At 75.0% G+C, this 26,623-nt stretch carries 22 protein-coding genes; 10 read left to right on the top strand and 12 right to left on the bottom strand.

The genetic code is table 11. The annotated features are described in order from the left end of the window. Nucleotides 1–3 precede the first annotated feature (3 nt). From ABEA04_RS04510 to ABEA04_RS04480, 7 genes are read left to right on the top strand one after another with little or no spacing between them, the layout of a single operon-like run. Complete coding sequence (locus tag ABEA04_RS04510; protein ID WP_345454953.1) at nucleotides 4–1,974, top strand: dipeptide/oligopeptide/nickel ABC transporter permease/ATP-binding protein; 1,971 nt, start codon at nucleotides 4–6, stop codon at nucleotides 1,972–1,974. After that, nucleotides 1,971–2,750 carry an ABC transporter ATP-binding protein gene (locus ABEA04_RS04505; protein ID WP_345454951.1) on the top strand — a complete coding sequence of 260 codons (780 nt, stop codon included), beginning with the start codon at nucleotides 1,971–1,973 and terminating at the stop codon, nucleotides 2,748–2,750. The genes ABEA04_RS04510 and ABEA04_RS04505 overlap by 4 nt, the downstream gene beginning before the upstream one ends. Next, complete coding sequence (locus ABEA04_RS04500) at nucleotides 2,747–6,091, top strand: serine hydrolase (protein WP_345454949.1); 3,345 nt, start codon at nucleotides 2,747–2,749, stop codon at nucleotides 6,089–6,091. The genes ABEA04_RS04505 and ABEA04_RS04500 overlap by 4 nt, the downstream gene beginning before the upstream one ends. Beyond that, nucleotides 6,091–7,269 (top strand): M20 family metallopeptidase, encoded by a 1,179-nt coding sequence (locus ABEA04_RS04495; RefSeq protein ID WP_345454947.1) that lies wholly within the window; start codon nucleotides 6,091–6,093, stop codon nucleotides 7,267–7,269. Before ABEA04_RS04500 ends, ABEA04_RS04495 begins: the two co-directional genes overlap by 1 nt. A gap of 32 nt (nucleotides 7,270–7,301) precedes the next feature. Next, the gene (locus ABEA04_RS04490) at nucleotides 7,302–8,231 is read left to right on the top strand and encodes a GNAT family N-acetyltransferase (protein WP_345454946.1); all 930 of its coding nucleotides are present in this window, start codon (nucleotides 7,302–7,304) and stop codon (nucleotides 8,229–8,231) included. Further along, complete coding sequence (gene menC / locus ABEA04_RS04485; protein ID WP_345454944.1) at nucleotides 8,228–9,334, top strand: o-succinylbenzoate synthase; 1,107 nt, start codon at nucleotides 8,228–8,230, stop codon at nucleotides 9,332–9,334. Before ABEA04_RS04490 ends, menC begins: the two co-directional genes overlap by 4 nt. A 30-nt stretch (nucleotides 9,335–9,364) precedes the next feature. After that, complete coding sequence (locus tag ABEA04_RS04480; RefSeq protein ID WP_345454942.1) at nucleotides 9,365–11,014, top strand: PucR family transcriptional regulator; 1,650 nt, start codon at nucleotides 9,365–9,367, stop codon at nucleotides 11,012–11,014. Between the two features lie 39 nt (nucleotides 11,015–11,053). Here ABEA04_RS04480 and ABEA04_RS04475 read toward each other — a convergent pair whose 3' ends face one another. From ABEA04_RS04475 to ABEA04_RS04460, 4 genes are all read right to left on the bottom strand, one after another. After that, nucleotides 11,054–12,367: a hypothetical protein gene (locus ABEA04_RS04475; RefSeq protein WP_345454940.1), complete on the bottom strand. Its 1,314-nt coding sequence runs from the start codon at nucleotides 12,365–12,367 to the stop codon at nucleotides 11,054–11,056. Between the two features lie 108 nt (nucleotides 12,368–12,475). Continuing rightward, on the bottom strand, nucleotides 12,476–13,699 hold the full coding sequence (locus ABEA04_RS04470) for an HNH endonuclease (protein ID WP_345454938.1): 1,224 nt from the start codon (nucleotides 13,697–13,699) through the stop codon (nucleotides 12,476–12,478). Nucleotides 13,700–14,108: 409 nt separating this feature from the next. Then, complete coding sequence (locus ABEA04_RS04465; RefSeq protein ID WP_345454936.1) at nucleotides 14,109–14,741, bottom strand: hypothetical protein; 633 nt, start codon at nucleotides 14,739–14,741, stop codon at nucleotides 14,109–14,111. 83 nt (nucleotides 14,742–14,824) lie between these two features. Then, nucleotides 14,825–15,400, bottom strand: a complete 576-nt coding sequence (locus ABEA04_RS04460) for a TetR/AcrR family transcriptional regulator (RefSeq protein WP_345454933.1) — start codon at nucleotides 15,398–15,400, stop codon at nucleotides 14,825–14,827. Between the two features lie 105 nt (nucleotides 15,401–15,505). Here ABEA04_RS04460 and ABEA04_RS04455 point away from each other — a divergent pair, with 105 nt between their 5' ends. Continuing rightward, entirely contained in the window at nucleotides 15,506–16,444 is a 939-nt protein-coding gene (locus tag ABEA04_RS04455; protein ID WP_345454931.1) for an NADP-dependent oxidoreductase, read from the top strand. A gap of 8 nt (nucleotides 16,445–16,452) precedes the next feature. On the opposite strand, the gene ABEA04_RS04450 is transcribed toward ABEA04_RS04455, so the two are convergent. After that, complete coding sequence (locus ABEA04_RS04450; protein ID WP_345454929.1) at nucleotides 16,453–16,878, bottom strand: MarR family winged helix-turn-helix transcriptional regulator; 426 nt, start codon at nucleotides 16,876–16,878, stop codon at nucleotides 16,453–16,455. Nucleotides 16,879–16,981: 103 nt separating this feature from the next. Between ABEA04_RS04450 and ABEA04_RS04445 the strand changes: the two genes are divergently transcribed. After that, nucleotides 16,982–17,902 (top strand): alpha/beta hydrolase, encoded by a 921-nt coding sequence (locus ABEA04_RS04445; RefSeq protein WP_345454927.1) that lies wholly within the window; start codon nucleotides 16,982–16,984, stop codon nucleotides 17,900–17,902. A gap of 48 nt (nucleotides 17,903–17,950) precedes the next feature. Here the strand turns inward: ABEA04_RS04445 and ABEA04_RS04440 are convergent, their stop codons facing one another. Genes ABEA04_RS04440 through ABEA04_RS04420 form a run of 5 tightly spaced genes read right to left on the bottom strand, consistent with a single transcriptional unit; the run spans nucleotide 17,951 to nucleotide 22,326 of the window. After that, nucleotides 17,951–18,685, bottom strand: coding sequence for an SDR family NAD(P)-dependent oxidoreductase (locus tag ABEA04_RS04440; RefSeq protein ID WP_345454925.1), 735 nt, complete (start codon nucleotides 18,683–18,685; stop codon nucleotides 17,951–17,953). 33 nt (nucleotides 18,686–18,718) lie between these two features. Continuing rightward, nucleotides 18,719–19,738: a zinc-dependent alcohol dehydrogenase gene (locus ABEA04_RS04435; RefSeq protein ID WP_345454923.1), complete on the bottom strand. Its 1,020-nt coding sequence runs from the start codon at nucleotides 19,736–19,738 to the stop codon at nucleotides 18,719–18,721. Nucleotides 19,739–19,748: 10 nt separating this feature from the next. Further along, nucleotides 19,749–20,597 (bottom strand): fumarylacetoacetate hydrolase family protein, encoded by an 849-nt coding sequence (locus ABEA04_RS04430; protein ID WP_345455630.1) that lies wholly within the window; start codon nucleotides 20,595–20,597, stop codon nucleotides 19,749–19,751. A gap of 5 nt (nucleotides 20,598–20,602) precedes the next feature. Further along, a complete protein-coding gene (locus ABEA04_RS04425; protein ID WP_345454921.1) occupies nucleotides 20,603–21,538 on the bottom strand; it encodes an SMP-30/gluconolactonase/LRE family protein in 936 nt (311 codons plus the stop codon). Then, nucleotides 21,535–22,326, bottom strand: a complete 792-nt coding sequence (locus ABEA04_RS04420) for an IclR family transcriptional regulator (protein WP_345454919.1) — start codon at nucleotides 22,324–22,326, stop codon at nucleotides 21,535–21,537. Before ABEA04_RS04420 ends, ABEA04_RS04425 begins: the two co-directional genes overlap by 4 nt. 40 nt (nucleotides 22,327–22,366) lie before the next feature. Here ABEA04_RS04420 and ABEA04_RS04415 point away from each other — a divergent pair, with 40 nt between their 5' ends. Then, nucleotides 22,367–24,082 carry a dihydroxy-acid dehydratase gene (locus tag ABEA04_RS04415; protein ID WP_345454917.1) on the top strand — a complete coding sequence of 572 codons (1,716 nt, stop codon included), beginning with the start codon at nucleotides 22,367–22,369 and terminating at the stop codon, nucleotides 24,080–24,082. A 55-nt stretch (nucleotides 24,083–24,137) separates the two neighbouring features. Here the strand turns inward: ABEA04_RS04415 and ABEA04_RS04410 are convergent, their stop codons facing one another. Next, on the bottom strand, nucleotides 24,138–24,515 hold the full coding sequence (locus ABEA04_RS04410; protein ID WP_345454915.1) for a universal stress protein: 378 nt from the start codon (nucleotides 24,513–24,515) through the stop codon (nucleotides 24,138–24,140). Nucleotides 24,516–24,543: 28 nt separating this feature from the next. Beyond that, entirely contained in the window at nucleotides 24,544–26,619 is a 2,076-nt protein-coding gene (locus ABEA04_RS04405; RefSeq protein WP_345454913.1) for a tripartite tricarboxylate transporter permease, read from the bottom strand. Nucleotides 26,620–26,623: the final 4 nt, after the last annotated feature.

The raw sequence follows: 26,623 nt of genomic DNA, 5'->3' as shown, positions 1-26,623 counted from the left end.
GCGGTGCGACGCTGGACCGCCGTGCTGCGGACGCCGCTCGGCCTGGCCGCGACGGTGCTGACCGTCGTCGTCCTGCTGCTGGCCCTGCTCGGGCCGCTGCTGTTCGGGGACGCCGCGTCGGCCGACGACACCGACAACCTGCTGGCCGGCCCCTCGGGCGACCACTGGGCCGGCACCGACAACCTCGGCCGCGACATCTTCCTGCGCACGCTGGTCGCGGCCCGGCTCTCGATCGGGCTGGCGCTGGCCGCCACGGCCATCGCCGTGGTCGCCGGGCTCGTGCTGGGCACGGCGTCGTTCCTGCTCGGACGACGCGCCGGTCGCGTCGTCGTCGCCGCGGTCAACATCGCCGTCGCGTTCCCGGGCCTGCTGCTCGCACTGTTCTTCGCGGTGATCTTCGGCGTCGGCGCCCTCGGCGCGGTGCTGGCCATCGGCGCCGCCGGCGCGCCCGCCTTCGCCCGTCTGGTGCAGACGCTGGTGGCCGGCGTGGCCGGCCGCGAGTACGTCGACGCCGCCCGGGTGTCCGGCGTCGGCCGGCTGCGCATCCTGGTGCGGCACGTGCTGCCCAACATCGCCGAGCCGCTCGTCGTCAACGCCACCATCGGCGCGGGCGGAGCCCTGCTCTCGTTCGCCGGGCTGTCGTTCCTCGGCCTCGGCGTGCAGCAGCCCGCCTACGACTGGGGCCGCCTGCTCTTCGACGGCGTCTCGCTGCTCTACGTCAACCCCGCCGCGGCCCTCGCGCCCGGCGCCGCGGTGCTGCTGGCCGGCCTCGCGTTCAACCTGTTCGGCGAGTGCGTCGCCAAGGGCCTGGGCGTCACCACGCCGGCCTCGGTGCTCGCGCCCCGCCCGCGCGGTCTGTCGGCCACCGCCGGGACGGCCGGACCGTCGGTGCCGGAGGCCCCGACCGACGACGAGCACGTCGGCGACGACGTCGTGCTCGACGTCCGCGACCTCGAGGTGAGCTTCCCCGGCCCGCGCGGCGTCGTCCGGCCGGTGCGCGGCGTCTCGTTCAGCGTGCGTCGGGGTGAGGCCGTCGGCGTCGTGGGCGAGTCGGGGTCGGGCAAGTCGCTCACCGCCCTGGCCGTGGCCCGCCTCGTGGGCGAGCCGGGCCGCGTCGACGCCGAGCGCCTCGAGCTGCTCGGCACCGACCTGCAGGGTGCCGACACCCGCGCCCAGCGGCGCCTGCTCGGCACCGGTCTGTCGCTGGTCTTCCAGGACCCCGCCACCTCGTTCAACCCCACCCAGCGCATGGGCCCGCAGCTGGCCGAGGTCTCGCGCCACCACCACGACCTCGACCGCCGGGCCGCGCTCGCGCGCGCCGTCGACCGCCTCCGCTCGGTGCGCATCACCGACCCCGAGCGCCGCGCCCGGCAGTACCCCCACGAGTTCTCCGGCGGCATGCGGCAGCGGGCCATGATCGGCATGGGCCTGATGGGCTCCCCCTCGCTCATAGTGGCCGACGAGCCCACCACCGCGCTCGACGTCACCGTGCAGCAGCAGGTGCTCGACCTGCTCGCCGCCATCCGCGAGGCCGACGACGTCGCGCTCGTGCTGATCAGCCACGACGTCGCCGTGGTGCGCGAGGTGTGCGACCGCGTGCTGGTCATGTACGCCGGCCGCGTCGTCGAGGACCTCCCCGCCGCCGACCTCGCCAGCGCCGCCCGCCACCCCTACACGCGGGCGCTCGTGGCCGCCGTCCCCGACATGACCACCGACCTCGAGCAGCCGCTGGCCACCATCCCCGGCCGCCCGGTCGACCCCGCCGACGTGCCGGCCGGCTGCGCCTACGCCGACCGGTGCCCGCTGGCCTCGGCCCGCTGCCGCACCGAGGACCCGCCGCTCGAGACCGACGCCGCCGGACGCCGCGTGGCCTGCTGGCACGCCGGCGAGCCGATCGAGCTGTCGACCGGCCTCGAGGACGCCGAGGACGCCGGCGACGACGTCCACGAGCGGGAGACGGTGGAGGCCCTGTGAGCACCGGCAGCGAGCTGCGCTTCGACGACGTCGTGGTGCGCTTCGGCGACCTCGCCGCGGTCGACCACGTGAGCCTCGTCGTGCCCGAGGGCGAGGTCGTCGGGCTGGTGGGCGAGTCGGGCTCGGGCAAGTCGACGCTGGCCCGCGCGGCCGTCGGGCTGGTGCCGTTCGAGGGCGCCATCACGCTGGGCGGCGAGCCGGTGCCGACGCGCGGACGACGTCGTCCGGTGCAGATGGTCTTCCAGGACCCCCAGTCGTCGCTCGACCCGCGCATGAGCATCGGCGAGAGCATCGCCGAGGCGATCCCGCCCGGCTCCTCGCGCGCCGAGCGCCGCGCCGAGGTGGCGCGGCTGCTCGAGCTGGTGCACCTCGACCCGGGCCGCAGCGCCGCCCGGCCCTCCGAGCTCTCCGGCGGCCAGCGGCAGCGCGTGGCGCTGGCCCGGGCGCTCGCGGGCCGCCCGTCGGTCGTGGTGGCCGACGAGATCACCTCCGCGCTCGACGTCTCGATCCAGGGCGCGGTGCTGAACCTGGTGCGCGAGCTGCAGCGCGAGCTCGGCCTCTCGATGCTCTTCATCAGCCACAACCTCGCGGTCGTGCGCTACGTGGCCACCCGGGTCGCGGTGATGCGCCACGGCCGCATCGTCGAGCAGGGCGAGACCGCCCGGGTGCTCGCCGACCCCGAGCACGACTACACCCGCGAGCTGCTCGCGGCCGTCCCGGGCGGCCACCGCGCCGCCGTCCCCACCAGCACCGAACCGAGCAGGAGCACCCCATGACCCGACCCCCGCGTCTCGACGACCTCACCCTGCTCGCGGTGCCGTCGGCCCCGGCGCTCTCGCCCGACGGCGAGCGCGTCGTCTACGTGCTGCGCACCGTCGACACCGAGGCCGACGGCTACGTCGACCAGCTGTGGACCGTGCCCGTCGGCGGCGGCACCGCGCGCCGGCTCACCTCGGGGCCGTCCGACACCGCGCCGGCCTGGTCGCCCGACGGGCGCCGACTGGCGTTCCTGCGCGACGGGCGCCCGCACCTGCTGGCCGCCGACGGCGGCGACGTCGAGGCGCTCACTCACGCCCCCGACGGCGCGGGCGACCCGGTGTGGAGCCCCGACGGCACCCGGCTCGCGTTCACCGCACCGGTCGACCAGACCGGCAGCGCCGCGGACGGCGTCCCGCTCGTGGCGCGCCGCGCGGACTACCAGGCCGACGGGGCCGGGATGCACGGCGCGGTGCGGCAGCAGCTGCACGTGCTGGACGTCGGTGACGGTGCCGACGGCTCGTGCCGCCAGGTCACCGACGGCCCCGAGCACGCCGGTCGCCCGGCGTGGGCGCCCGACGGCCGCACGCTCGCCTTCGCCCGCGCCGTCGGCGACGACAGCGACCTGACGCACCGGGCCGGCGTCCACCTGCTCGACGTCGACGACCCCAAGGCCACGCCGCGCGTGGTGGCGCTGGCCGACGGCGTCGCCGGCGCGGTGACCGTCGACGGCGACGACCTGCTCGTGATCGGCCACCCCGGCGACCCGGTCGGCCACCAGCACCTGCTGCGCGTCCCGCTGGGCGACGGCGCGGACGGCGGCGAGCCCGTCAGCCTGACCGCCCACCTCGACCGCAACGTCATGGCCGGCGGCCCCGCCTACCCCGGCGGCCGCCCCCAGCGGACGGCGGACGGCGCGCTGCTGGCCTGCGTGCGCGACCGCGGCTGCACCCACGTCTGGGCCCTCGGCGACGAGCCCGGCGCGGAGGCCCGCCCGGTCGTGGCCGGCGCCGGACGCGTCGTCTCGGGCCTCTCGGTCGTCGGCGGCACCGCCGTCGTCGTGCTCGGCACGCCCACCTCCTACGGCGAGGTGGTGGCCGTCGACGTGGCGAGCGGCACCGAGACCGTGCTCACCGACCACGGCGCCGCGCTGGCCGACGTCGCGCTCGTCGAGCCCGAGGCGCGCACCTTCACGATCAGCGACGGCACCGAGGTCGAGGCGTGGCTGCTGCGCCCCAGCGAGCAGGAGCACGCCGGCCCGCGGCCGCTGCTGCTCGACGTGCACGGCGGCCCGCACAACGCCTGGAACGCCGCCGCCGACGAGATGCACCCCTACCACCAGGCGCTCGTGGCCCAGGGCTGGGCGGTGCTGCTGGTCAACCCGCGCGGCAGCGACGGCTACGGCGAGGCGTTCTTCGACGGCGTCCACGGCGCCTGGGGCACCGCCGACCACCGCGACTTCCTCGAGCCGATCGACGCGCTGGTCGCCGAGGGCGCGGTCGACGGCGAGCGGCTCGCCGTCACCGGCTACAGCTACGGCGGGTTCATGACCTGCTGGCTCACCGGGCGCGACGACCGCTTCAAGGCCGGCGTCGCCGGCGGCGTGGTCAGCGACATGACCAGCATGTACGGCACCTGCGACGACGGCCCGGTGATGAGCGCCTTCGAGCTCGGCGCCCTGCCGTGGGAGGCCCCCGAGGCCTACGCCGCGATGTCGCCGATCACGCGCGTGCACGAGGTGCGGACGCCGACCCTGGTGCTGCACGGCGGTGACGACCTGACCTGCCCGCTCGGCCAGGCCCAGCAGTGGCACACCTCGCTGCGCAGCCGCGGCGTGCCCACCGAGCTGGTCGTCTACCCCGGCGCCTCGCACGCCTTCGTGCTGCTCGGCCGCCCCTCGCAGCGGCTCGACTACGCCCGCCGGCTCGTCGCGTGGGTCGAGCAGCACGCGCTGCGCGGCGGCCGCCCGCGGCTCGACGCCGCCCACTGGCAGCGGCGTCTCGCCGTGCTCGCCGCGAAGCACCACGTGCCCGGCGCCCAGCTCGGCGTCCTCGACGGCGACGACCTCGTCGAGGTGGCGCACGGCGTCCTCAACCTGCGCACCGGCCAGCGGGCGACGCCCGAGTCGGTCTTCCAGATCGGCTCGATCACCAAGGTGTGGACGGCGACCGTCGTCATGCAGCTGGTCGACGAGGGGCGGTTCGCCCTCGACACGCCCGTGGCCGAGGTGGTGCCCGAGCTGCGGCTCGCCGACCCCGACGTGACCAAGCAGGTCACGATCCGTCACCTGCTCACCCACACCAGCGGCATCGACGGCGACGTCTTCACCGACACCGGCCGCGGCGACGACTGCCTCGAGAAGTACGTCGACCTGCTCGGCGACGTCGCGCAGAACCACCCGCTCGGCGCCACCTGGTCGTACTGCAACTCCGGCTGGTCGCTGCTGGGCCGGGTGATCGAGAAGGTCACCGAGAAGACGTGGGACGAGGCCATGCGCGAGCGGCTGTTCACCCCGCTCGGCCTCACCCGCACCTCGACGCTGCCCGAGGAGGCGATCCTCGAGGCGGCCGCCGTCGGCCACGTCGAGGACGACGGCGAGCAGGTGCCCACGCCCGTGTGGGACCTGCCGCGCAGCCTCGGCCCCGCCGGCCTGGTGAAGTCGACGGTGCGCGACGTGCTCGGCTTCGCCCGGCTGCACCTCTCGGGCGGCCTCGCGCCCGACGGCACCCGGCTGCTCGCCGAGGAGACCGTCGCGGCCATGGCGCGTCACGAGGTCGACCTGCCCGACAAGCTCATCCTCGGCGACTCGTGGGGCCTGGGCTGGATCCGCTTCGACTGGAACGGCACCCGCCTCGTCGGCCACGACGGCAACACGCTCGGCCAGGCCGGCTTCCTGCGCATCCTGCCCGCGGACGGCGACCGCCCCGGCGTCGCGGTGGCGCTGCTCGCCAACGGCGGGCACACCCGCGACCTGTACGAGGAGCTCTACCGCGAGGTCTTCGCCGACGTCGCCGGCGTCGAGATGTCGCAGCCGTTCGCCCCGCCGGCTGAGCCGGCCGACGTCGACGTCACGCCCTTCGTGGGCACCTACGCCCGGTCGTCGGTGCGCATGGAGGTGCTGGCCGAGGGCACGAAGGACGAGACCCGCGGCGGGCCCGCGCTGCGCACCACCATCCTCGGCCCGCTGGCCGAGATGATGCCCGACCCCGTCGACGAGCACACGCTCGTGCCCGTCGGACCGGCGCTGTTCGCCGTCCGCCCGCCCGAGGCCGACACCTGGGCGCCGGTCACGTTCTACGAGCTGCCCACCGGCGAGCGCTACGTGCACTTCGGCGTGCGCGCCACCCCGCGGGTCGACTGATGCGCACGGGTCACGGCCGTCAGGTCGACCTCGACGGGCTGCTCGACGACGTCCGCACCCTCGTCGGGTGCGAGTCGCCCTCCCACGACCGCGCCGCCGTCGCGCGGTCGGCCGCCGAGGTGGCGCGCCTGGGGGAGCGCCACCTCGGCTCCGAGCCCGAGCGGATCGTCGTCGACGGCCGCACCCACCTGCGATGGCGCCTCGGCGCCGGCCCGACGCGGGTGCTGCTGCTCGCCCACCACGACACCGTGTGGCCGGTCGGCTCGCTCGCCACCCACCCGTGCACCGTCGAGGACGGCGTCCTGCGCGGGCCCGGCTGCTTCGACATGAAGACGGGGCTGGTGATGGCCCTGCACGCCGTCGCCGCGCTGGACGACCTCGATGGCGTCACGCTGCTCGTCACCGGTGACGAGGAGATCGGCTCGCCCAGCTCGCGCGCGCTCATCGAGGACGAGGCCCGCGGCGCCGAGGCGGCGCTGGTGCTCGAGGCCTCCGCCGACGGCGGCGCGCTCAAGACCGAGCGCAAGGGCGTCTCGCTCTACGAGGTCGGCGTCACCGGCCGCGCCGCGCACGCCGGCCTCGAGCCCGAGCGCGGTGTCAACGCCACCCTCGAGCTGGCCCACCACGCCCTGGTCGTGGCCGGGCTCGGCCGCCCCGACCTCGGCACGACCGTCACGCCGACGGCGCTGCACAGCGGCACCACGACCAACACGGTGCCCGCGGCGGGGTCGTTCGCGGTCGACGTCCGCGCCCGCACCCGTGAGGAGCAGACCCGCGTCGACCGGGCGCTGACCAGCCTGCGGCCGGTGCTCGACGGCGCCGCCGTCACCGTCACCGGCGGCCCCAACCGGCCACCGCTGGACGCCGTCTCGTCGGCCGGGCTGTTCGAGCGCGTCACCGAGGTGGCGGCACGGCTCGGGCTGCCGACGCCGACGTCCGCCGCGGTGGGCGGGGCGTCGGACGGCAACGTCACGGCGGGCGTCGGCACGCCCACGCTCGACGGCCTCGGCGCCGTCGGCGGCGGGGCGCACGCCGACCACGAGCACGTGCTGGTCGACGAGGTGCCCGGCCGCACCGCGCTGCTCGCGGGCCTGGTCGCCGACCTCCTCGCGCGGCCCCTGGCCGGGCTGGACGGCGCGACGAACCACGCCCCCGCGAGTGGTGGGGCACGACCATGACGCAGCGCGAGGACCTCGGGACGATGTCCGGTGTGAGCAACGTGGCCCACGCGGCGCCCCCCTCCCCCACGACCCCGACGACCCCGACGACCCCGACGACCCGGCTCGACCGCGACCTCGACCTCGCCGTGCAGGCCGCCGACGCCGCGGCGCTGGCCTCCGGGGTCGTCGTGCGCGAGGTGCACGACCTCGCCGGGCTGGCCGACGTCGTCGCCCTGCTCTCGCGCATCTGGGGCCGGGCCGCCAACCCGCCGGTCACCCTCGAGCTGCTGCGGGCGTTCGGCAAGGCCGGCAACCACGTCACCGGCGCCTTCGAGACCACCGACGGCCCGGGTGAGGGCCGCATGGTCGGCGCCTGCGTGGCGTTCTTCCACTCCCCCGCCGAGGGCACGCTGCACAGCCACATCGCCGGCACCGCGCCCGAGGTCACCGGCCGCCACGTCGGCGTCGCGCTCAAGGTGCACCAGCGGGCGTGGTCGATGCTGCGCGGCGTCGACCGCATCGCCTGGACCTTCGACCCGCTCGTCAGCCGCAACGCCTACTTCAACCTGGCCAAGCTCGGCGCCCGTCCGGTGGAGTACCTCGCCGACTTCTACGGCCCGATGCGCGACAGCATCAACGGCACCGACGCCACCGACCGGCTGCTGGTGCGGTGGGACCTGCGCGACCCCGCCGTCGCGGCCGCCAGCGCCGCGACGCCCGTGCCGACCCCCGGCCCCGCGGACGCCGTCGCCGGCGTGACCGTCGGCGCGGACGGCGAGCCGGTGCCGGGCTCGCTGGAGGGCGAGACGGTGACCGTCGCCGTCCCGCACGACGTCTCGGCGCTGCGCGCCACCGACCCCGCCCTGGCCGCGCGCTGGCGCGTCGCCGTCCGCGAGGCGCTGACCACCCTGCTCGACGACGGCGGCCGCATCGTCGGCTTCGACCGGTCGGGCCACTACCTGGTGAGGAGGTCGGCGTGAAGCTGACCGGAGTCGAGCTGCGACGCGTGGCGATGCCCCTGGTGTCGCCGTTCCGCACGTCGTTCGGCACGCAGACCGTGCGCGAGCTGGTGCTGCTGCGGGTGGTCACCGACGAGGCCGAGGGCTGGGGCGAGTGCGTCGCGATGGCCGACCCGCGCTACTCCTCGGAGTACAACGACGGCGTCGTCGACGTGCTGAGGCGCTTCCTGGTGCCGGCGCTCGCGGCCGCCGGCCCGGTCGTGGCCACCGACGTGGCCCGCGTGCTGGCGCCGTTCAAGGGCCACCGCATGGCCAAGGCGGCGCTCGAGACCGCCGTCCTCGACGCCGAGCTGCGCAGCGAGGGCCGCTCCTTCGCCCGCGAGCTGGGCGCCGTGCGCGACCGGGTGCCGTGCGGCGTCTCGGTCGGGATCATGGACAGCGTGCCCGCGCTCGTCGACGCGGTGGGCGGCTACCTCGACGAGGGCTACGTGCGCATCAAGCTCAAGATCGAGACGGGCTGGGACGTCGAGCCGGTGCGCGCCGTCCGCGAGGCGTTCGGCGACGACGTGCTGCTGCAGGTCGACGCCAACACCGCCTACACCCTCGGCGACGCGCGGCACCTGGCGCGGCTCGACCCCTTCGACCTGCTGCTGATTGAGCAGCCGCTGGAGGAGGAGGACGTGCTCGGCCACGCCGAGCTCGCGAAGCAGATCGCGACGCCGGTGTGCCTCGACGAGTCGATCGTCTCGGCGCAGTCGGCCGCGGCCGCCATCCGCCTCGGCGCCGCCGCCATCGTCAATATCAAGCCCGGCCGCGTCGGTGGCTACCTCGAGGCCCGCCGCATCCACGACGTGTGCGTGGCCCACGGCGTGCCGGTGTGGTGCGGCGGCATGCTCGAGACCGGGCTCGGCCGCGCCGCCAACGTGGCGCTCGCCGCGCTGCCCGGGTTCACGCTGCCCGGCGACACCTCGGGCTCGGGCCGCTACTACGCCCGCGACGTCACCGAGCCCTTCGTGCTCGACGACGGCCACCTGGCCGTGCCCACCGGGCCCGGTCTCGGCGTCCTCCCACTGGAGGACGAGCTGGCCGCCGTCACGACCGGCACCGAGTGGTTGCCGGTGTGAGCGCCGTCCGGGAGCCGTAGCCTCGTGCGGGTGACCGCGGCCCCCGCCCCGCACCCGCGGGCGAGCCTGGGCCGGGTGCTCGACCACCTCGGCGCCACGCTGCTCGACCTCGTGCACGGCGACGCCGACGGCGGCGGGGCGATCGGTGGGGTCGTCATCCACGACCCGCTCGACGCGCCGGTGCTGCCGCCGCACGCGCTGGTGCTGGGCGTCGGCGTCGACACGCCGGAGCGGGTGGTCGCGCTGCTGGCCGACCTCGGACGCGCCAATGCCGCCGGGCTGGTGCTGCGCGCGCCGGCACCGGTCGACGACGCGGTGCGGGCCGCCGCCGATGCCGCCGGCGTGGCGCTGCTGGGGCTGAGCCGCGGGGCACCATGGGCGCACCTGGCCGCGATGCTGCGCTCGCTGCTGGCCGAGGGCGACGTGGGCGGCGCCGAGCAGGAGTCACTGGGCGGCCTGCCGTCGGGCGACCTGTTCGCGGTGGCCAACGCGGTCGCCTCGCTGCTCGACGCGCCGGTGACGATCGAGGACCGCAGCTCGCGGGTGCTGGCGTTCTCGGGCCGCCAGGACGAGGCCGACCCGTCGCGGGTCGAGACGATCCTCGGGCGGCAGGTGCCGGAGCGCTACTCGCGCATCCTCAGCGAGCGCGGCGTCTTCAGCGAGCTGCACCGCACCGACCAGCCGGTCTTCATCAGCCCCGCCGAGGACGACGCGTTCTCGATGCCGCGGGTCGCGATCGCCGTCCGCGCCGGCGACGAGGTGCTCGGCTCGATCTGGGCCGCGGTGCACGCGCCGTTGAGCGAGGAGCGCAGCCAGGCGCTGCGGGAGGCCGCGACGTTGGCGGCGCTGCACCTGCTGCGGGCGCGGGCGGGGTCCGACGTGCAGCGGCGGGTGCGGGCCGACCTCGTGGGCTCGGTGCTCGAGGGCGGGCCGGGGGCCCGCGACTCGCTGAAGCGGCTCGGCCTCGCCGACGTGCCGCTGGTGGTGCTGGGCTTCACGGTGGCGGCCGGGGACGAGGCCGGCGACCCGGCGCAGTCGCACGAGCGCGAGCGGCTGGCCGACGCGTTCGCGGTGCACCTGTCGGCGATGAGCTCGCGCTCGGCGACGGCGCTGCTGGGCGGGACGGCGTACGGGCTGGCGGCGGCCTCGGCCGACGGCGCGGAGGACGCCGAGGAGCGGATGGTCGCGCTGGCGCGGGACTTCGTCGAGCGCATCGGCGAGCGCACCCGGCCGCTGATCGCGGTCGGCCCGGTCGCCTCGACCACCGCCGGCGTCGTCGACTCCCGCGCCACCACCGACCGGGTGCTGCGGGTGCTGCGCGAGCGGCACGGGCCCGGCGGGCGCGGCGGCGGCCCCGTGGTGGCCCGGCTGGCCGACGTCCAGACCGACCTGCTGCTGCTCGAGCTGCGCGACCTCGCCGGCGCCCGCGCCGAGCCACTCACCGGCCCGCTCGCCCGCCTGGTCGCCTACGACGAGCGCCACGCCGCCAGCCTGGTGCCCACCCTCCGCGCGTGGCTCGAGGCCTTCGGCGACATCGGCGCCGCCGCCGACGCCGTCTTCGTCCACCCCAACACCTTCCGCTACCGCCTCCGCCGGGTCCGCGAGGTCGGCGACGTCGACCTCGACGACCACCGCCAGCGCTTCGCCCTGATGTTGCAGCTGAGCCTGCTGGAGGGCTGAGCCAGGCGGAGGTGCGCAGGCCTCGCGCGGTCTCAGGAGCTACTTGGTCTTGGCCAGCTCGGTCTTGCCTTGGCCGTTGTTCGCCCACCGCAGGAACTTCGGCAGCTCGTCGGCCTTGACCTTGGCCTCGAAGGCGGGGTTGGTGACGTGGATCGACTTGCCCGTCGCCTTGGCGCTCTTGGTCGGCTTCACGTGACCACGCTTGATGTTGAAGCCGATCACCTGACCGGTTCCGTCGCGCAGAGCCTCGCCGTGGATGTGGTACTCCCAGGTCCTGACCCACTGCGCCTTGCCGGACAGGACGTTCGACCTCAGCGACCACCCGGCTCCGAACTGGTCGCGGCCGACGTCGAAGCTGCTCTTCCACGGGGCGACCATCTTGGCCGGCTCCATCAGGCCGACCTTGATCATCTTGTCGAGCGCAGCGATCGTCGCGTCCTCGTTCACCCCACGCGACGTCTCGAGCTCCTCGCTCGACGGGATGACGAGCCGGTACAGCTCGTCCCTCACCTGCTCGAGGTCCTGGGCCGTCGCCTCGTTGTCCTGGATCCTCCGCGCGACCCGGTTGCGCATGGCCGAGAACTTCTCGCCTCCGAGCCGGACCGCGATCACGTCCATCATCGCCAGCGTCGGCCCGGCTCCGGCCGGTCCCCTGAAGTCCTTGAAGGTCTCGTGGATCGTCGAGATCAGCGCCGCGTTCGCTGTGGTGAAGGCGACGAACGTCGTCGCGTCAGCCACCACGCCGTCGAGGAGGTCGCGCGTCGCTCCCTCCTCCGTGCCGTCCTCGTTCATGCGTACCGATCGCGTCAGCTGGCCGAACCGCTCGTCGATCGGTGTGTAGTCGATCTCGAACGTCGGCTTGAGTCCCCGGTTCGCCCGGGCGAACCGCTTCGACTCCGTGTCGATGCGCTCGTTGAGCGAGTCGACCGCATCGTCACTCAGCTTGCGGCGGATGATGGGCGACTGCCCGCTCGCCAATCGGCTGATGCGCGGCGATCCCCCGTCGTGCCGAGCAGTGGCGCCGCGGTGCGAGTCCTCAGCCAGGAGTGCGCCGGAGGACACGGCGGCCAGACTGCGACGCACGTGGGTGCAGCCCGGACCGTGCTGGTGCAGGTCGGCCCCGACCTGCTCGCCGCCGACCTCTGCCTGCGGGCCGGCCAAGAGCCGACGGAGGGGCGAGTGCGCGCTCGCGCCGTCGCCGTCCGTGGCCACGCGTGACGGACTCACGGGGGCGACGACCGGCGCATCCGGGGCGTGCGTCTCGGCGTGACGATCGTTCGGCGTGCTGGGCCGAGAGCCGGGCCGGCGTCGCTCGAAGGTCGGTCCCACGTCTGCCTCCTCGTCGTTCGGCATGACAGAACGTGCCACACCACCCTGGCGAGCACAGGCGAATGACCGATCCGGCCGAATCGTTCGCAGGACATGCCGACGACCCCACCGTGAGGGCGGGGTGTGGGGCGGTCAGGGTCGTCGGCGGCGGTCGACGGTGAAGGTGCGGCCGGTGGGGCTGGTCCACTCGTAGTGGCCGGGTTCGAGCACCCGGTAGCGCCAGCGGCTGTGGGTCTTGGCGCGGTGGTGCCGGCGGCAGAGCGGTGCGAGGTTGGACGTCGAGGTCGGGCCGCCGGACTCGTGGGGGTGGATGTGGTCGAGGTCGACGCGGCGTCTGGTGCAGCGTGGGAAGACGCAGTGGCGGTCGCGGAGCATCACGTACTCGGTGACGGCGGGGCTGGGCCTGTAGGCGTCGTTGGACTTCTCGACGTTCAGGTCGAGGACGGGTCGGACGGCGACCTTGGTGCCGGCGGTGGCGCACCACTGCTTGATCTGCTCGATGAGCACGGGGGTCTGGGTGTTGTCGAGGACGCCGGCGTCGGTGGCGTCGAGGTGCGCGTACAGCGTCACCCCGCGACCGGCGCCGGGCTCGGTGTCGAGGTCGAGGGCGAGCTGCGCGCGGGCCATCTCGCCCAGGGCCTGGGAGCGGCGGACGTCGAGGGTCTCGGTCGAGCCGAGGTCGGCGAGCTGCTGGGCACCTGCCTGGACGGCGGCTTCGAGGTCGATCGCGTCGGCGACGTCGAGGGTGGCGGCGATCTCGACGGTGCCGTTGATCGGCACGTCGAGCCCGTTCAGCCGGATGTCGACCTGCCGGCGTTCGGCGGCTTCCTGGCGTCGCCGTTCGGCTTCCTCGGGGTCGAACCGGGCAATCGCAGCGGCCGTGGTCCGCTCGATCTGGGCGAGCGAGAGGTCGTGGGCGAAGGGAGCCAGGGCCTGGTCGACGAACGCGGCGCCGACCTTGCTGAGGATCACGGTGTGCTCGGCGACCCGGAAGGCCCGCCACACCGGCACCTCGCCGGCGTCCACGCGGGCGTGGAGGCGGGGGAGGCGGTGGCGCAGCTCGAGGGCGTGGCCGAGGTAGCGCAGGCCGGAGTCGGTGGAGACGCCCATGACGGCCGCGAGGTCGAGCGCGGCCCATTCGTAGACGACCGGGGCGCCCGGGCCGGCGACCTCGAGCCCGGGTTCGGCCAGGGCATCGGCGACGTAGTCGGCGTCGTCCACCTCGTTCTCGGCCGCCCAGGCGAGCACGGCTCGGAGCTTGGCGACGTCGATCCGGGCTTGCTCGGCCACCACGGACTCGACCGCGTCGAGCAGCGGGGCGCTGCTGACGCGGGCGCTCTGGGTGGTGGTCGGCATGCGCCGATTCTATCGGTGACCACTGACAACCGCTCGGCTGTTCGATGGCCTGTAGACAACTCCGGTAGGCCCTTCGACAAGCTCAGGGTCCGTGGCTTCGGGCTGGCCTTGGTGGGCCGGTGGTTTCGACTACGCTCGCCGGGGCTCGCTGCTTAACCACCGGCGGCTCCGGTGGTCGAGGTGCGAGGCCGGCCACGGCCGAGCCTCGAGACCTCGCACGGTCAACGGCAACGCACCCCCACGGACCCTGAGCTTGTCGAAGGGACGTCGTGCGCGAACGTCTGCGCGAAGGGCTGGTGGTTTCGACGACGCTCGCTGGGGCTCGCTGCTCAACCACCGGTGAGTGCCCTTCGACAGGCTCAGGGTCCGTGTGGGCAGGTCGGCCTCGGCGGGCCGGTGGGTCTGGGGGTCAGCCGGTCGGGGTGGCGGTCAGGCGCAGGGTGCAGGGGGTGGACGACGACGGCGACCACAGCAGACCCACGGTGACCCGCACGGCCGGGGAGCCCGCGGCCTGGATGGTGCCCTCGAAGGTGGTGGACGCCGTGAGGCCGGCCGGCGCGGGCTCGCCGAGGACGGTGAGGGTGTTGGCGACGTTCACCACCGAGCGCGGGCTCTGGGTGCCGCCGCTGCGCACGATCTCGTTGCCCACCCGGTCGAGGCGGCCGGAGACCGAGGTGACCACCAGCCGCGCCAGCCGCTGCGTGGCGTCGCACGCGAAGCCGAACCGCAGGTTCTTCATCGCCAGCACCTGCGTCTCGGGCAGGTCGCCGACGGCGCGCGCCACGGTCACCGACGGCGGCGCCACGGTGCCGCGGGCCAGGTCGCGGGCGGTCAACGAGCCGTCGCGGACCGAGCCGCCGGTGACGGCACCCGGCTTGATCTTGGCCGTGGTGACGGCCCTGTCGCGCAGCTGCTTGGTGCCGACGCTGCCGGCGGCGACGCCGGCCGCGTACGACGTCGACGCGCAGGCGAGCAGCAGCGCCAGCACCATCACCACGAGGGACGGCGCGACAGAGGGCAGGGCGAGGGGACGACGGGTCACGGGGTCTCCGAGGAATGCAGGGACGCAGGAAGGGACGACCAACGCTGGCACCCGCCCGGCCCGCCGCCCATGGCCCGATCGGGTCAGGGCGTGGCGAGGCCGGCGAGGTAGGTCTCGAGCAGACGCCGGCAGACCCGGTCCCAGGTCGGCCCGGGCCGGCCGGGCTGGGCGAGGGTGGCGCCGAGCCACGCGACGTCGGCCACCTCGACCTCGCGGCGGATCGAGCCCTCGGCGGCGCCGCGGTCGAGCAGGGCGCGGATGCGGGTGTGCAGCTCGCGCTGGGCGGCGCGGGCCTCCCGGCCGCGCGGGGCCGGGCCGCCGGTCGAGGGCAGCAGCATCGCGTCGCGGTCGCCGACGACCGCGGTGAGGAAGCCGCGCAGCGCGTCGACGGCGGTGGGGGCGTCGTCCGTGGCCGCCTCGATGCGGGTCAGCATCAGCTCGAAGGAGCGGCGGGTGAGGTCGTCGAGCAGGTCGTCGCGCGTGGGGTGGTTGCGGTAGACGGTGCCGACGCCGACCCCGGCGTCCTTCGCGATGGTGGCCATCGGCACGGCGAGTCCCTCGCGGTGGATGGCGGCCACCGCGGCCCGCGCCAGCCGCTCGCGGTTCTGCACGGCATCGGTCCGGGGCGCCCGGCGGCGCGTCGTCCCCTCGCCGCTCACGACGTCCATTCAAACCGACCTCGTCGACCGGGGAATGAATCGGACGATATCGTCCGTTTAGAGGTCGCACCGGGCAGTGGGTCCGGTCGACGAGGGAGGTCAGCGATGAGGGCAGTGCGGTTCCACGAGTACGGCGGTCCGGAGGTCCTGCGGCTGGACGACGCCCCCGAGCCCGAGCCGGGCCCCGGCCAGGCGCGGGTGCGGGTGGCGGCGACGAGCTTCAACGGCATCGACGGCACCGTCCGAGCCGGCGCCATGCAGGGCCCGATCCCGGTCGCCCTCCCCCACACCCCGGGTCGCGACGTCGCCGGCACGGTCGACGCGCTCGGCGACGGCGTGACCGGGCTCGAGGTCGGGCAACCGGTCGTCGGGTTCCTCCCGATGGTCGCGGACGGCGCCTCGGCCGAGCTGGTGCTGGTCGACGCCGACACCCTCGCCACCGCGCCCACGAGCATCCCGCTCGTCGACGCCGCGGCCCTGCCCCTCGTCGGCCTCACCGCCCGGCAGGCGCTGTTCGACCACGGCGGCCTGCAGGCCGGCCAGCGGGTGCTCGTCAACGGCGCGAGCGGCGCCGTGGGCGGCTACGCCGTCCAGCTGGCCGCGGCCGCCGGCGCGCACGTGATCGCCACCGCCGGGCCCGGCAGCGCCGAGCGCGTGCGCGCCCAGGGCGCGGCCGAGGTCGTCGACCACACCGCCGGCGACGTCGCCACGGCGGTCACCGAGCCGGTCGACGTCGTCCTCAACCTCGCGCCCGTTGACCCCGGCGTTCTGGCCTCGTTCGCCGGCCTCGTCCGCGACGGCGGCATCGTCGTCAACACCACCGTCTGGATGCCCGCCCCCACCGACGAGGCCCGCGGCGTCCGTGGCGTGAACCTGTTCGTCGAGACCGACGCCGCCGCGCTGGCCGAGCTGGTGGCGCGCGTCGACCGCGGCGAGCTGCGGGTCGACGTCGCCGAGCGGGTCGCGCTCGCCGACCTGCCCGACGTCCACGCCCGGGCAGCCGCCGGCACGCTGCCGGGCAAGGTGGTCGTCGAGATCGGCTGAGGCCCGGCCTAGCCGTGCTGTCCGGACTGGTCGACCAGCAGCAGCAGGATGCGGCGCAGCTCGGCCCGATCGGACGCCGAGACCCGCGCGAGCCGCTCGTCGAACCCGGCGGCGAGGGCGGCCCGCGCCCGGCGCAGCGCGTCCTCGCCCGCGTCGGTGAGGGCGAGCCGGTGGCGCCGCAGGTCGGCCTCGTCGATGGCCCGTTGCAGCAGGCCCTTGGCGACGAGGCTGCGCACGTAGGCCGTCACGCTGGCGCGCGGGATCATCAGCCGGTCGGCCAGCTGCGCCGGGTAGGGCGAGGCGCCCACCTCGTCGAGGACGAAGAACTCCTTGGTCTCCAGCCCGAGCTCGTCGAGCTCGGCGACGCAGGAGCCCAGCACGACCGTGACCAGCCGGTGGTTGAGGCTCCACAGCTGCGCGCCGTCGTCGCCCACGCCCCACCTCCCGAACTGATACGGTCTCGTACTAGTACGAAACAGAACTATCAGACGTCCGGAACTTCATGCCGGACCACACCACTCGGGAAGGTACCCGCCCGTGATCCGTCACCTCCGCATCCCCCGCGGCCCGTTCGACCTCGCCGCCGACCTGCACCTGCCGGACGACCACGATCCCGCGACGCCCCGGCCGGCCGTCGTCCTGTCGACCCCGGGCAGCAGCGTGAAGGAGCAGATCGGCGCGACCTACGCCTCGCGGCTCGCCGCCCGCGGCCTCGCCGCGCTCACCTTCGACCCGGCCCACCAGGGCGCGAGCGGCGGCGAGCCCCGCGACCTCGAGGACCCCTACCGCCGCGGCGAGGACATCTCCTACGCCATCGACGCCCTGAGCACCGTGGCCGGCGTCGACCCCGAACGCATCGGCGCCCTCGGCATCTGCGCGGGCGGCGGTTACGCCGTCCACACCGCGCGCACCGACCACCGCATCAGGGCCCTCGGCACCGTCGTCGCCGGCAACATGGGGACGTCGTGGCGCAGCCCCGGCTTCGCCCCCGACGGGCCCGTCGCCACGCTCGACGCCCTCGCCGCCGCCCGCACCCGCGAGGCCGTCACCGGCACGCTCGACCGCTCGCCCTGGCTGCCCGACACCCTGGAGGAGGCCGAGCGGGCCGGCCTCGACGACGTCGACACGCTGCAGGCGATCACCTACTACCGCACCCCGCGCGGGCAGCACGAGCGCTCGACCAACCGACGGCTCACCCGCAGCGACACCCTGCTGCTCGGCTACGACGCCTTCCACCTCGTCGACCCGCTGCTCACCCAGCCCCTCCAGGTCGTCGTGGGCGGACGCCGCGGCACCACCTGCTCCTACGAGGCCGGACTGGCCCTGTTCGAGATGGCCCCGAACCCGGTCGACCTGCTCGTCGTCGAGGGCGCCGGGCATTACGACCTGTACGACGTCCCCCGCTACGTCGACCAGGCCGTCGAGCGGCTGGCCGCCTTCTACGGCGACCATCTCTAGGCCGCCGGCACACCGGGACCGGACCGGAGACCTCCGGCGGGGCCGGGGTCAGACCTTGAGGGTGCCCATGCCGCCGTCGACACCGAGCACCGTGCCCGTGGTCGAGGCGGACAGCGGGCTGGCCAGGTAGGCCACGGCGTGGGCCACCTCGTCGGCGGTCACCAGCCGCCCCATGGGCTGGCGCGCCCGCAGCGCGGCGGCCTCGGCGGTCGGGTCGGCGGCGGCCGCGAGGAGCCGGTTGATCCAGGGGGTGTCGGCCGTGCCGGGCGCGACGGCGTTGACGCGGACGCCCTCCGTGACGTGGTCGGCCGCCATCGCGAGGGTCATGGCGTAGATCGCGCCCTTCGTCGCCGAGTAGAGGACGCGGTTGCGCACGCCGACCACCGCCACGACCGACGACACGTTCACGAGCGAGGCGCTCGGCGAGCGGCGCAGCAGGGGCATCATCGCGGCGGCGGTGCGGGCCATCGAGACCACGTTGACGTCGAGCACGCGGTGCCACTCGTCGCGGTCGTTGGCCGTCACGTCGCCGGCGGCCCCGATGCCCGCGTTGTTGACCAGCACGTCGAGCCGGCCGTGGCGCGTCGTCAGGTGGTCGACGGCGCGGGCGAGGTCGGTCTCGGAGGTGAGGTCGCACGGCACGAACTCGTGCCCCGCCTCGGGTGCGACCAGGTCGAGCACGACGACGGTCGCGCCGCGGTCGGTCAGCTGGGCGGCCACCGCCGCGCCGATGCCGCTGGAGCCGCCGGTGACGACCGCGACCAGTCCTGCGAAGTCCTTCACGTGGTGCCTTCTTCCGTCGTGGTCGAGCGAGGGTCAGTGGTGGACGCGGGGGTCGACCTGCAGCTTGGGGCCGCGGCCCGCGCCGGCGGGCCGCCAGCCGGCGAGCACGTCGTGGGTCTGGTGCAGCCCGACGGTGGCCGCGACGAGCGGGCGGGGGTCGACGTCGCCGGCGGCATACCGGTCGATCGCCCCCGCCAGGCCGCCGGAGGCGCCGAGCACGCCCACCGCCGTCACGTCCTTGAGCGCGATCGCACGGGTGTCGACGAGGCTGGGTGTGCCGGCCAGGCCGATGTAGACCACGCGCCGGCCGGGCTCGACGAGCTCGACCGCCCGGGCGGGCAGGTCGGCCGCGTTGGAGGCGTCGACGACGGCGTCGAAGGCCAGCGGGGGCAGGTCGCGCTCGGTCCAGGCGTGCTCGAAGCCGAGGCTGCGGGCGAAGTCGAGCGACTCCGGCGTGACGCCGACCAGGTGCACCTCGACGCCCCGTGCGCGGGCGAGCAGGCCGACCAGCAGACCGATCGTGCCGGGCCCCAGCACGAGCAGCCGTTCGCCCTCGCGCACCGCCGCGCCCTCGAGCGCACGCCAGGCGTTGCCCCCCGGCTCGACCAGCGCGCCGGCCGCGTCGTCGACCTCGTCGGGCAGGGGGTGGAGGCTCGCCACCGGCACGAGCAGCTGCTCGGCGAGCGCCCCGGGGTAGGAGCCGCGGATGCCGAGCTCGCTGCGCTGCTCGCACACGTGCTGACGCCCGCCGCGGCACCGCCGGCAGCGCCCGCAGCCGAGCATGGTGTCGCCGGTGACCCGGCGTCCGAGCCACGACTCGTCGTCGCGGCCGCCGACCGCGACCACCGTGCCGCTCCACTCGTGCCCCAGGCACAGCGGGAAGGTGGTGATGCCCTCGTGGAGGTACTGCATCTCGCCGGTGAAGAACTCGACGTCGGTGCCGCACACGCCCACCCGCGCGACGTCGACGACCACCTCGCCCGGGCCGGCGACGGGCGCGGCGACGTCCTGCACCTGCGACGTGCGCGGCCCGGTGAGCACGAAGGCCTTCACGGTCGGGCGCTCATCGGGGTGCCAGCACCCGCTGGCGTTGGGTGCCGAGGCCCTCGATGCCCAGCTGCATCACGTCGCCGGGCTGCAGCCAGACCTGCGGGTCGAGGCCCATGCCGACGCCGGGCGGCGTGCCCGTGTTGATCAGGTCACCGGGCTCGAGCACCATGAACTGGCTCAGGTGGTGCACGATCACGTAGGGGTCGAAGATCATCGTCGCGGTCGAGCCCGTCTGGCGCCGCTGCCCGTTGACGTCCAGCCACATGTCGAGCGCGAGCACGTCGTCGATCTCGTCGGGCGTGACCAGCCAGGGGCCGGCCGGGTTGAAGGTCTCGGCCGACTTGCCCTTCGACCACTGCCCCGACCGCTCGAGCTGGAAGGCCCGCTCGCTGACGTCGTTGACGAGCACGAAGCCTGCGATGGCGTCGCGCGCCTCGTCGACGGAGTCGAGGTAGGAGGTGCGCCGCCCGACGACGACGCCGAGCTCGACCTCCCAGTCGGTCTTGGTCGAGCCGCGCGGGATGCGCACGTCGTCGTCCGGCCCGATCATCGTGTTGGGCGACTTGGTGAACAGGATCGGCTCGGCCGGCACCTCCTGGCCCGTCTCGGCCGCGTGGTCGCTGTAGTTGAGACCGATGCAGAGGATCTGGTGCGGTCGCGCGATCGGCGCGCCGACCCGCTCGCCGGCCAGCTCGCGCACCCGGCCCGACGCGACGCGCTCGTCGACGACGGGCGCGAGGACCTCGACGCCCCGGGCGAAGAAGTCGGCGTCGTAGTCGGCGACGACGTCCGAGACGTCGACGTAGTGGGTCTCGTCGATCAGCACGACCGGGCGCTCCGCGCCGACCGCGCCGAGGCGCATCAGTCTCACTCTGGTCTCCTGGTTCGAGGGGGTGGCACGGGGAGTCGGCCCGACCACGCGAAGGTGGGCAGGCCGCGGCAGTCCGGCTCGGCGACGAAGACGCTGCCCGAGAGCGGCGCCGCGGCGCGCTCGGCGTCGCTCAGCTCGCCGAAGGCCGTCGTGATGACGAGCCGGTCGAGGCCGTCGCCGGCGAAGGCGACACTGGTGGTGTGCGGGCACGGCACCGCGACGACGGCGGCCAGGGTGCCGCGCGGGTCGTAGCGGTGCACCTCGCCGGCGCCGTGGATCGCGATCCACAGCCGGCCGTGCTCGTCGACGGCGAGCCCGTCGGGCGTGCGGTCGGACAGGTCGAGCAGGCGCGTGCGCGGCCCGACGCGGCCGGTGTCGTGGTCGTAGTCGCGCCGCCACACGGTGCCCGGCACGCTGTCGACGCTGTAGAGCGTGGCGCCGTCGGGCGAGAAGCCCAGGCCGTTCGAGAGGCCGAGGTCGTCGTCGAGCACGGTGACGCCGTCCGCGCCCACCTGCAGGAGCCGCTGCGAGCGGTGCGCGCCGTCGAGCGAGACCGTGCCGACCAGGAAGCGTCCGCGCGCGTCGCAGACGCCGTCGTTGAAGCGGTCGCGCCGCCCGACCAGGCCGATCGGCTCGCCGGCGATGCGGGTGCCGTCGGGTCGCACGGTCGTGAGGCGGCGTCCGGTGGCCACCAGCAGCGACCCGTCGTCGGCCCGGGCGGCGGCGCCGACGTGGGCGTCGAAGTCGTGGCGGGTCTCGACCACGAGCCGGTCGCGCTCGAGCCGGCCCAGGAAGCAGGCGCGGCCGAGGATGTCGACCCACAGCAGCCGCCGGGTCACGGCGTCCCAGCGCGGCCCCTCGGCGAGGGCGAACCGGGCGTCGGTGACGGCCACCGGCGGGGCCGTCGGGGACGTCGGGGACGTGGGGCTCACCGCCTCGCGCCGGCCAGGTCGCGGATCTCGTCGAGCGCGTCGACGAGCACCGTTAGCGGGGTGCGGTAGGCCAGCGCGCTCACGCTGATCGCGCCGCTCGGCGTCGTCGGGCCGGTGAGGAAGACCGGGACGGCGAGGCAGTTGATGCCGGGCTCGTTCTCCTGGTCGTCGACGCTGAACCCGCGCTCGCGGGCCTGGGCCAGCTCGCGGTGCAGCGCGTCGACGCTGGTCGGCGTGCGGTCGGTGCGTCGCTCGAGCGTCCGCGAGCCCGTCCAGGCGGCCACCTGGTCGCGGTCGGTGAGGGCGAAGGAGAGCAGCAGCTTGCCGGCCGCGGTGCAGTGGGCCGGGTTGCGACCGCCGACCACCGAGGTCAGCCGCACCGCGCCCTCGGCCGGGTCGACCTTCGCGCGGTAGACCACGTCGTCGCCGTCGAGGGCCGTGTAGTGCGCGGTCTCGCCGAACCGGGCGGCGAGGGCCTCGAGGGCCGGGCGCACGCGCACGTGGTCGGGCCGCGCCTGGTGGTGGGCGAAGGCGAGCCGGAGGAACTCGTCGCCGAGCACGTAGTGACCCGGCCCGAGCTGCTCGGCGAGGCCGGCGCGACGCAGGACGCCCAGTGCGCGGTGCACCGTGGGCTTCGGGCTGCCCACGGCGGCCGTGATCTCCTCCAGCGACGCCCCCTCGGGGTAGCCGGCCAGGGTGGTGAGCACGACCAGGGTGCGGTCGGCGCCCACCAGCCGCTCCGGCGCGGGGCTGTCGCTCGCGGCCCGGGGGGCGGTACCGTGCAGCACGTTCCAGATGCTAGATCATCGTTTCGAGAATTGGAATCCGATGTCGCAGCGACGCAGCGCCCAGTGGTACGCCGGCACCGACCGCAACGCCTACATCCACCGCGCGTGGATGCGACGGGGGCTGCCGTCCGACGCCTTCGACGGCCGACCGCACATCGCGATCGCCAACACCGCCTCCGACCTCACCCCGTGCAACCGCCACCTCACCGAGGTCGCCGCGAGCGTGGCGCAGGGCGTCTACGCCGCGGGCGGCATCCCGCTCGAGCTGCCGGTGGTGTCGCTCGGCGAGACGCTCGTCCGGCCGACGGCGATGCTGTGGCGCAACATGGCCGCGATGGCGACGGAGGAGATGCTGCGCGCCAACCCGGTCGACGGCGTCGTCCTGCTCGGCGGGTGCGACAAGACCATCCCCTCGCTGCTGATGGCGGCCGCCTCGGTCGACCTCCCGGCGCTGGTCGTGCCCGGCGGGCCGATGCTGACCGGCACGTTCCGCGGCGTCCCGCTGGGGTGCGGCACCGACGTGTGGCGGCTCTCGGAGGAGGTGCGCGCCGGCACCCTCTCCGAGGAGCAGTTCCTGCGGTCGGAGTCGTCGATGATCCGTAGCCGCGGCCACTGCAACACGATGGGCACGGCGTCGACCATGGCGATGGTGGCCGAGGCGCTGGGCGCGACCATCCCTGGCACCGCCGGCACCCCCGCACCCGACAGCCGGCTGCTCGAGGGCTCGCACGAGGCCGGCCGGCTGGCGGTCGAGATGGTGCACGCCGACCGGCGTCCAAGTGGGCTGTTCACCCGGGCCTCGTTCCTCAACGCCGTCGTCGCCCTGGCCGCGGTGGGCGGCTCGACGAACGCCGTCGTGCACCTGCTGGCCATCGCCGGCCGCCTCGGCGTCGAGCTCACCCAGGACGACTTCGACGCCACCGGTGCCGGGGTGCCGCTCCTGGTCGACCTGCAGCCCGCGGGCAGGTACCTGATGGAGGACCTGCACCGGGCCGGCGGGCTGCTCGCCGTGCTGCGCCAGGTCGAGGACCTGCTGGACGACGAGGCCCTCACGGTGACCGGACGGCCGCTCACCAGCTACCTCGCCGACGCCGAGATCTGGGACCGCGAGGTGATCCGGCCGCGTGACGAGCCGCTGCAGGCCAGCGCGGGCATCGTCGTGCTGCACGGCAACCTGGCGCCCGACGGCGCCGTCATCAAGCCTGCGGCGGCCACGCCCGCGCTGCTGCACCACCGGGGCCGCGCCGTGGTCTTCGACTCGATCGAGGACCTGCACGCCCGCATCGACGACCCCGACCTCGACGTCGACGCCGACTCGGTGCTCGTGCTGCGCGGCTGCGGCCCGCGCGGCTATCCCGGCATGCCGGAGGTCGCCAACCTGCCGCTGCCCACCAAGCTGCTCGAGGCCGGCGTGCGCGACATGGTGCGGATCTGCGACGGCCGGATGAGCGGCACCGCCTACGGCACCGTCGTCCTCCACGTGGCGCCGGAGGCCGCGGCCGGCGGGCCGCTCGGCCTGCTGCGCACCGGTGACGTCGTCGTCCTCGACGTCGCCCACCGTCGGCTCGACGTCGAGCTGACGCCCGACGAGCTGGCGTCCCGCGAGCCCGCCCCGGCGATGGTCGAGGCGTTCGCGGCGCCGCGGCGCGGGTGGGAGCAGCTCTACGTGCGCACGGTGATGCAGGCCGACACCGGGGCCGACCTCGACTTCCTCGTCGGGTCGAGCGGGTCGGAGGTCTCGCGCGAGTCGCACTGACGCACCGGCTCCGGGGTGTCGGCCGGGGCCGGGACGGTCTCGCGGCCAGCCGGCCCTAGGCGGGCTCGGGCTCGGGCTTGACCGCCAGCACGGGGCAGGTGGCGTCGAGCAGGATCCGCTGGGCGGTGCTGCCGAAGACCAGCTTGCCGACCGGCGTGCGGGCGCGCAGCCCGAGGACGACGAGCCGGGCGTCGCGGCGCTGCGCCACCTGCACGACCCGGTCGCTCGGGTCGGCCAGGTCGCCCTGCTCGACCTCGACCCGGCCGGCCAGCGCGGGCCAGCGGGCCTCGGCCTCGGCCGTGGACGGCGGCGCCTCCCCCCGCACGGCACTGACCAGGACGACGGTCTCGCCCGCCGGGCCGTCCACCTCGGCGGCGGCGCGGACGGCGGCGTGCCCGGGCGGGGTGTCGGCGTACGCCACGACGACGGTCATCGGTGGGCCTCCAGGTCGGTCGGCGCGGTCACTGCAGGAACCCCATCGGCAGGTCGACCGGCAGCAGCGACGGCAGCGCGAGGAGCACCGCGCCGAGCACGACGGTGTAGACGACCGCCGTGCGCGGCCTGACCCACGCCACCAGCAGCAGGAAGGCCGGGACGAAGACCAGCGTGGCCGAGACGTAGCCGACGGCCGCGACCAGGACCAGGAAGCCGGCCATGGCGGCGAAGGTGCGGGCGGCGACGAGGAGGTCGTGGTGGCGGGTCGCCGCGACGACGGCGGTGCCGGTGCGCTCGGCGACCAGCGTGCCGCCCCCGCCGGGCGCCGGCCCCGCGACGTCGGCGGCGAGCGGGCCGTCGTCCGCGGAGAGACGCGCCGAGCGGTGCCGCACCTCCTGCAGGAGCAGGAAGCCGGCCGCGAGCAGTCCGCCGACGGCGACCAGCTGGGGCATCAGCTGCGCCTCGTCGGAGAACGACCGGCTCGCCCAGAGCGCGCCGCCGAAGACCAGCACCGAGAGCGCGGCCACCCCGAGCGACCAGCCCGTGCCGGCCAGCGAGCCCTCGAGCTCGTCGCCGGTGTCGTCGGCGACCTCGTCGGCCTCGTGCTCGTCGCGGTGGCCGTCGTCGGCCTCGCCGGAGCGGCGGCGCAGCCGCTTGGCCACGGCCCACAGCACCGGCACGACGAGCACGGCGGCGAAGACCAGGACGCCGGGCCGGGTGAGCCAGCCGTAGCCGTCGTAGAGGTTGGTGGTCAGGTAGTAGTAGCGCTCCATCGGGATCGCGAGCACGAAGCCGATGAGCAGGGGCGCGCGGGGCACGCCCGTGGCCTTGAGGAAGAACCCGACCACGCCGAGCGCGACCATGATCCACAGGTCGCCGAGCTGGCCGCCCTCCTGGAAGGCACCGAGCAGCATCACGACGAGTAGGCCGGGGCCGAGCACCGCGAACGGCACCTTGGTGAGCCGGGCGAGCTGGCCGGTGGCGAGGAAGCAGAGGAACGCGCCGGCGACCGAGGCGATCGCGAACGACCAGATGATGACGTACATCAGGTCGAGGTGGTCGGTGACGATGGCCGGACCTGGCTGGATGCCGTAGGTCAGCAGCATCCCGAGCAGCATCGCCGACGGGACGCCGCCGGGGATGCCGAACAGGAAGGTCGGGATGAGGTCGCCGGCCTCGACGGAGTTGTTGGCGCTCTCGGGGCCGACGATGCCGCGGGGGTCGCCCTTGCCGAACTTGCGCTTGTCCTTCGCCGTGGCGACCGCCTGGCCGTAGGCGAGCCAGGTGCCGGCGGTGGCGCCGACGCCGGGCAGGACGCCGGCCCAGATGCCGATCAGCGAGCCGCGGACGACCTGGGTCCAGTGCGTGAGCCACTCGCGGATGCCGGAGCCCCAGCCGCCCGACAGCTCCACCGGCTTCTCCTCGACCCGGCGCTGGCCGACCCGGCTGGCGATCTCGGCGAGGCCGAAGATGCCGAGCGCGACGGCGACGAGCGACATGCCGTCGCTGAGGAACAGCGAGCCGAAGGAGAAGCGCTCCTCGGCGGTGGTCGGCGAGGTGCCGACCAGGCCGAGCAGCAGGCCGAGGAAGCCGGCGGTGAGGCCCTTGAGCACGTTGCCGCGCGAGAGCACGGCCGCGAGCGAGACGCCGAGGATGGTGAGCATGAACAGCTCGGGGCTGCCGAACGACAGCACGAGCGGGCGGGCCAGCGGGATGGCGACGGTCAGCCCGACCGCCCCGATCAGGCCGCCGGCCATGGAGGAGAGGAAGGCGAGCGAGAGCGCCCGTTTGGCCTGTCCCTGCCGGGCCATCGAGTAGCCGTCGAGCATCGTCACGCTCGCCGAGGCCGATCCCGGTGCGCCGAGGAGCACCGCGGCGACGGTGTCGGAGGTGTGCACCACGGCGAGGGCGCCGATGAGCAGGGCCAGGGCCTGCTCGGGCTCCATGCCGAAGGTGACCGGCAGCAGGATGGCCACGGCGCCGGTGCCGCCGAGGCCGGGGATCAGGCCGATGACGAGGCCGGCGAGGACGCCGATCACCAGCATGACCAGCAGGGACGGGGAGGCCAGGGAGGCCAGCGCGGAGAAGGCAGCGTCGGTCATCGGG

Origin of the sequence: Nocardioides marinquilinus (assembly GCF_039543705.1) — a bacterium.
In the GTDB taxonomy this organism is placed as follows: Bacteria; Actinomycetota; Actinomycetes; order Propionibacteriales; family Nocardioidaceae; genus Nocardioides; species Nocardioides marinquilinus.
Note: the sequence above shows the minus strand (reverse complement) of the source record. Positions and strands in the feature narration are given on the sequence as shown.

Coding starts and splice junctions, on each gene's coding strand:
- ABEA04_RS04405 (WP_345454913.1), bottom strand. CDS start 26,619: ATGACCGACGCTGCCTTCTCCGCGCTGGCCTCCCTGGCCTCCCCGTCC.
- ABEA04_RS04470 (WP_345454938.1), bottom strand. CDS start 13,699: ATGCCGACCACCACCCAGAGCGCCCGCGTCAGCAGCGCCCCGCTGCTC.
- ABEA04_RS04430 (WP_345455630.1), bottom strand. CDS start 20,597: ATGCGCCTCGGCGCGGTCGGCGCGGAGCGCCCGGTCGTGCTGATCGAC.
- ABEA04_RS04475 (WP_345454940.1), bottom strand. CDS start 12,367: ATGCCGAACGACGAGGAGGCAGACGTGGGACCGACCTTCGAGCGACGC.
- ABEA04_RS04455 (WP_345454931.1), top strand. CDS start 15,506: ATGAGGGCAGTGCGGTTCCACGAGTACGGCGGTCCGGAGGTCCTGCGG.
- ABEA04_RS04495 (WP_345454947.1), top strand. CDS start 6,091: ATGCGCACGGGTCACGGCCGTCAGGTCGACCTCGACGGGCTGCTCGAC.
- ABEA04_RS04415 (WP_345454917.1), top strand. CDS start 22,367: ATGTCGCAGCGACGCAGCGCCCAGTGGTACGCCGGCACCGACCGCAAC.
- ABEA04_RS04500 (WP_345454949.1), top strand. CDS start 2,747: ATGACCCGACCCCCGCGTCTCGACGACCTCACCCTGCTCGCGGTGCCG.
- ABEA04_RS04410 (WP_345454915.1), bottom strand. CDS start 24,515: ATGACCGTCGTCGTGGCGTACGCCGACACCCCGCCCGGGCACGCCGCC.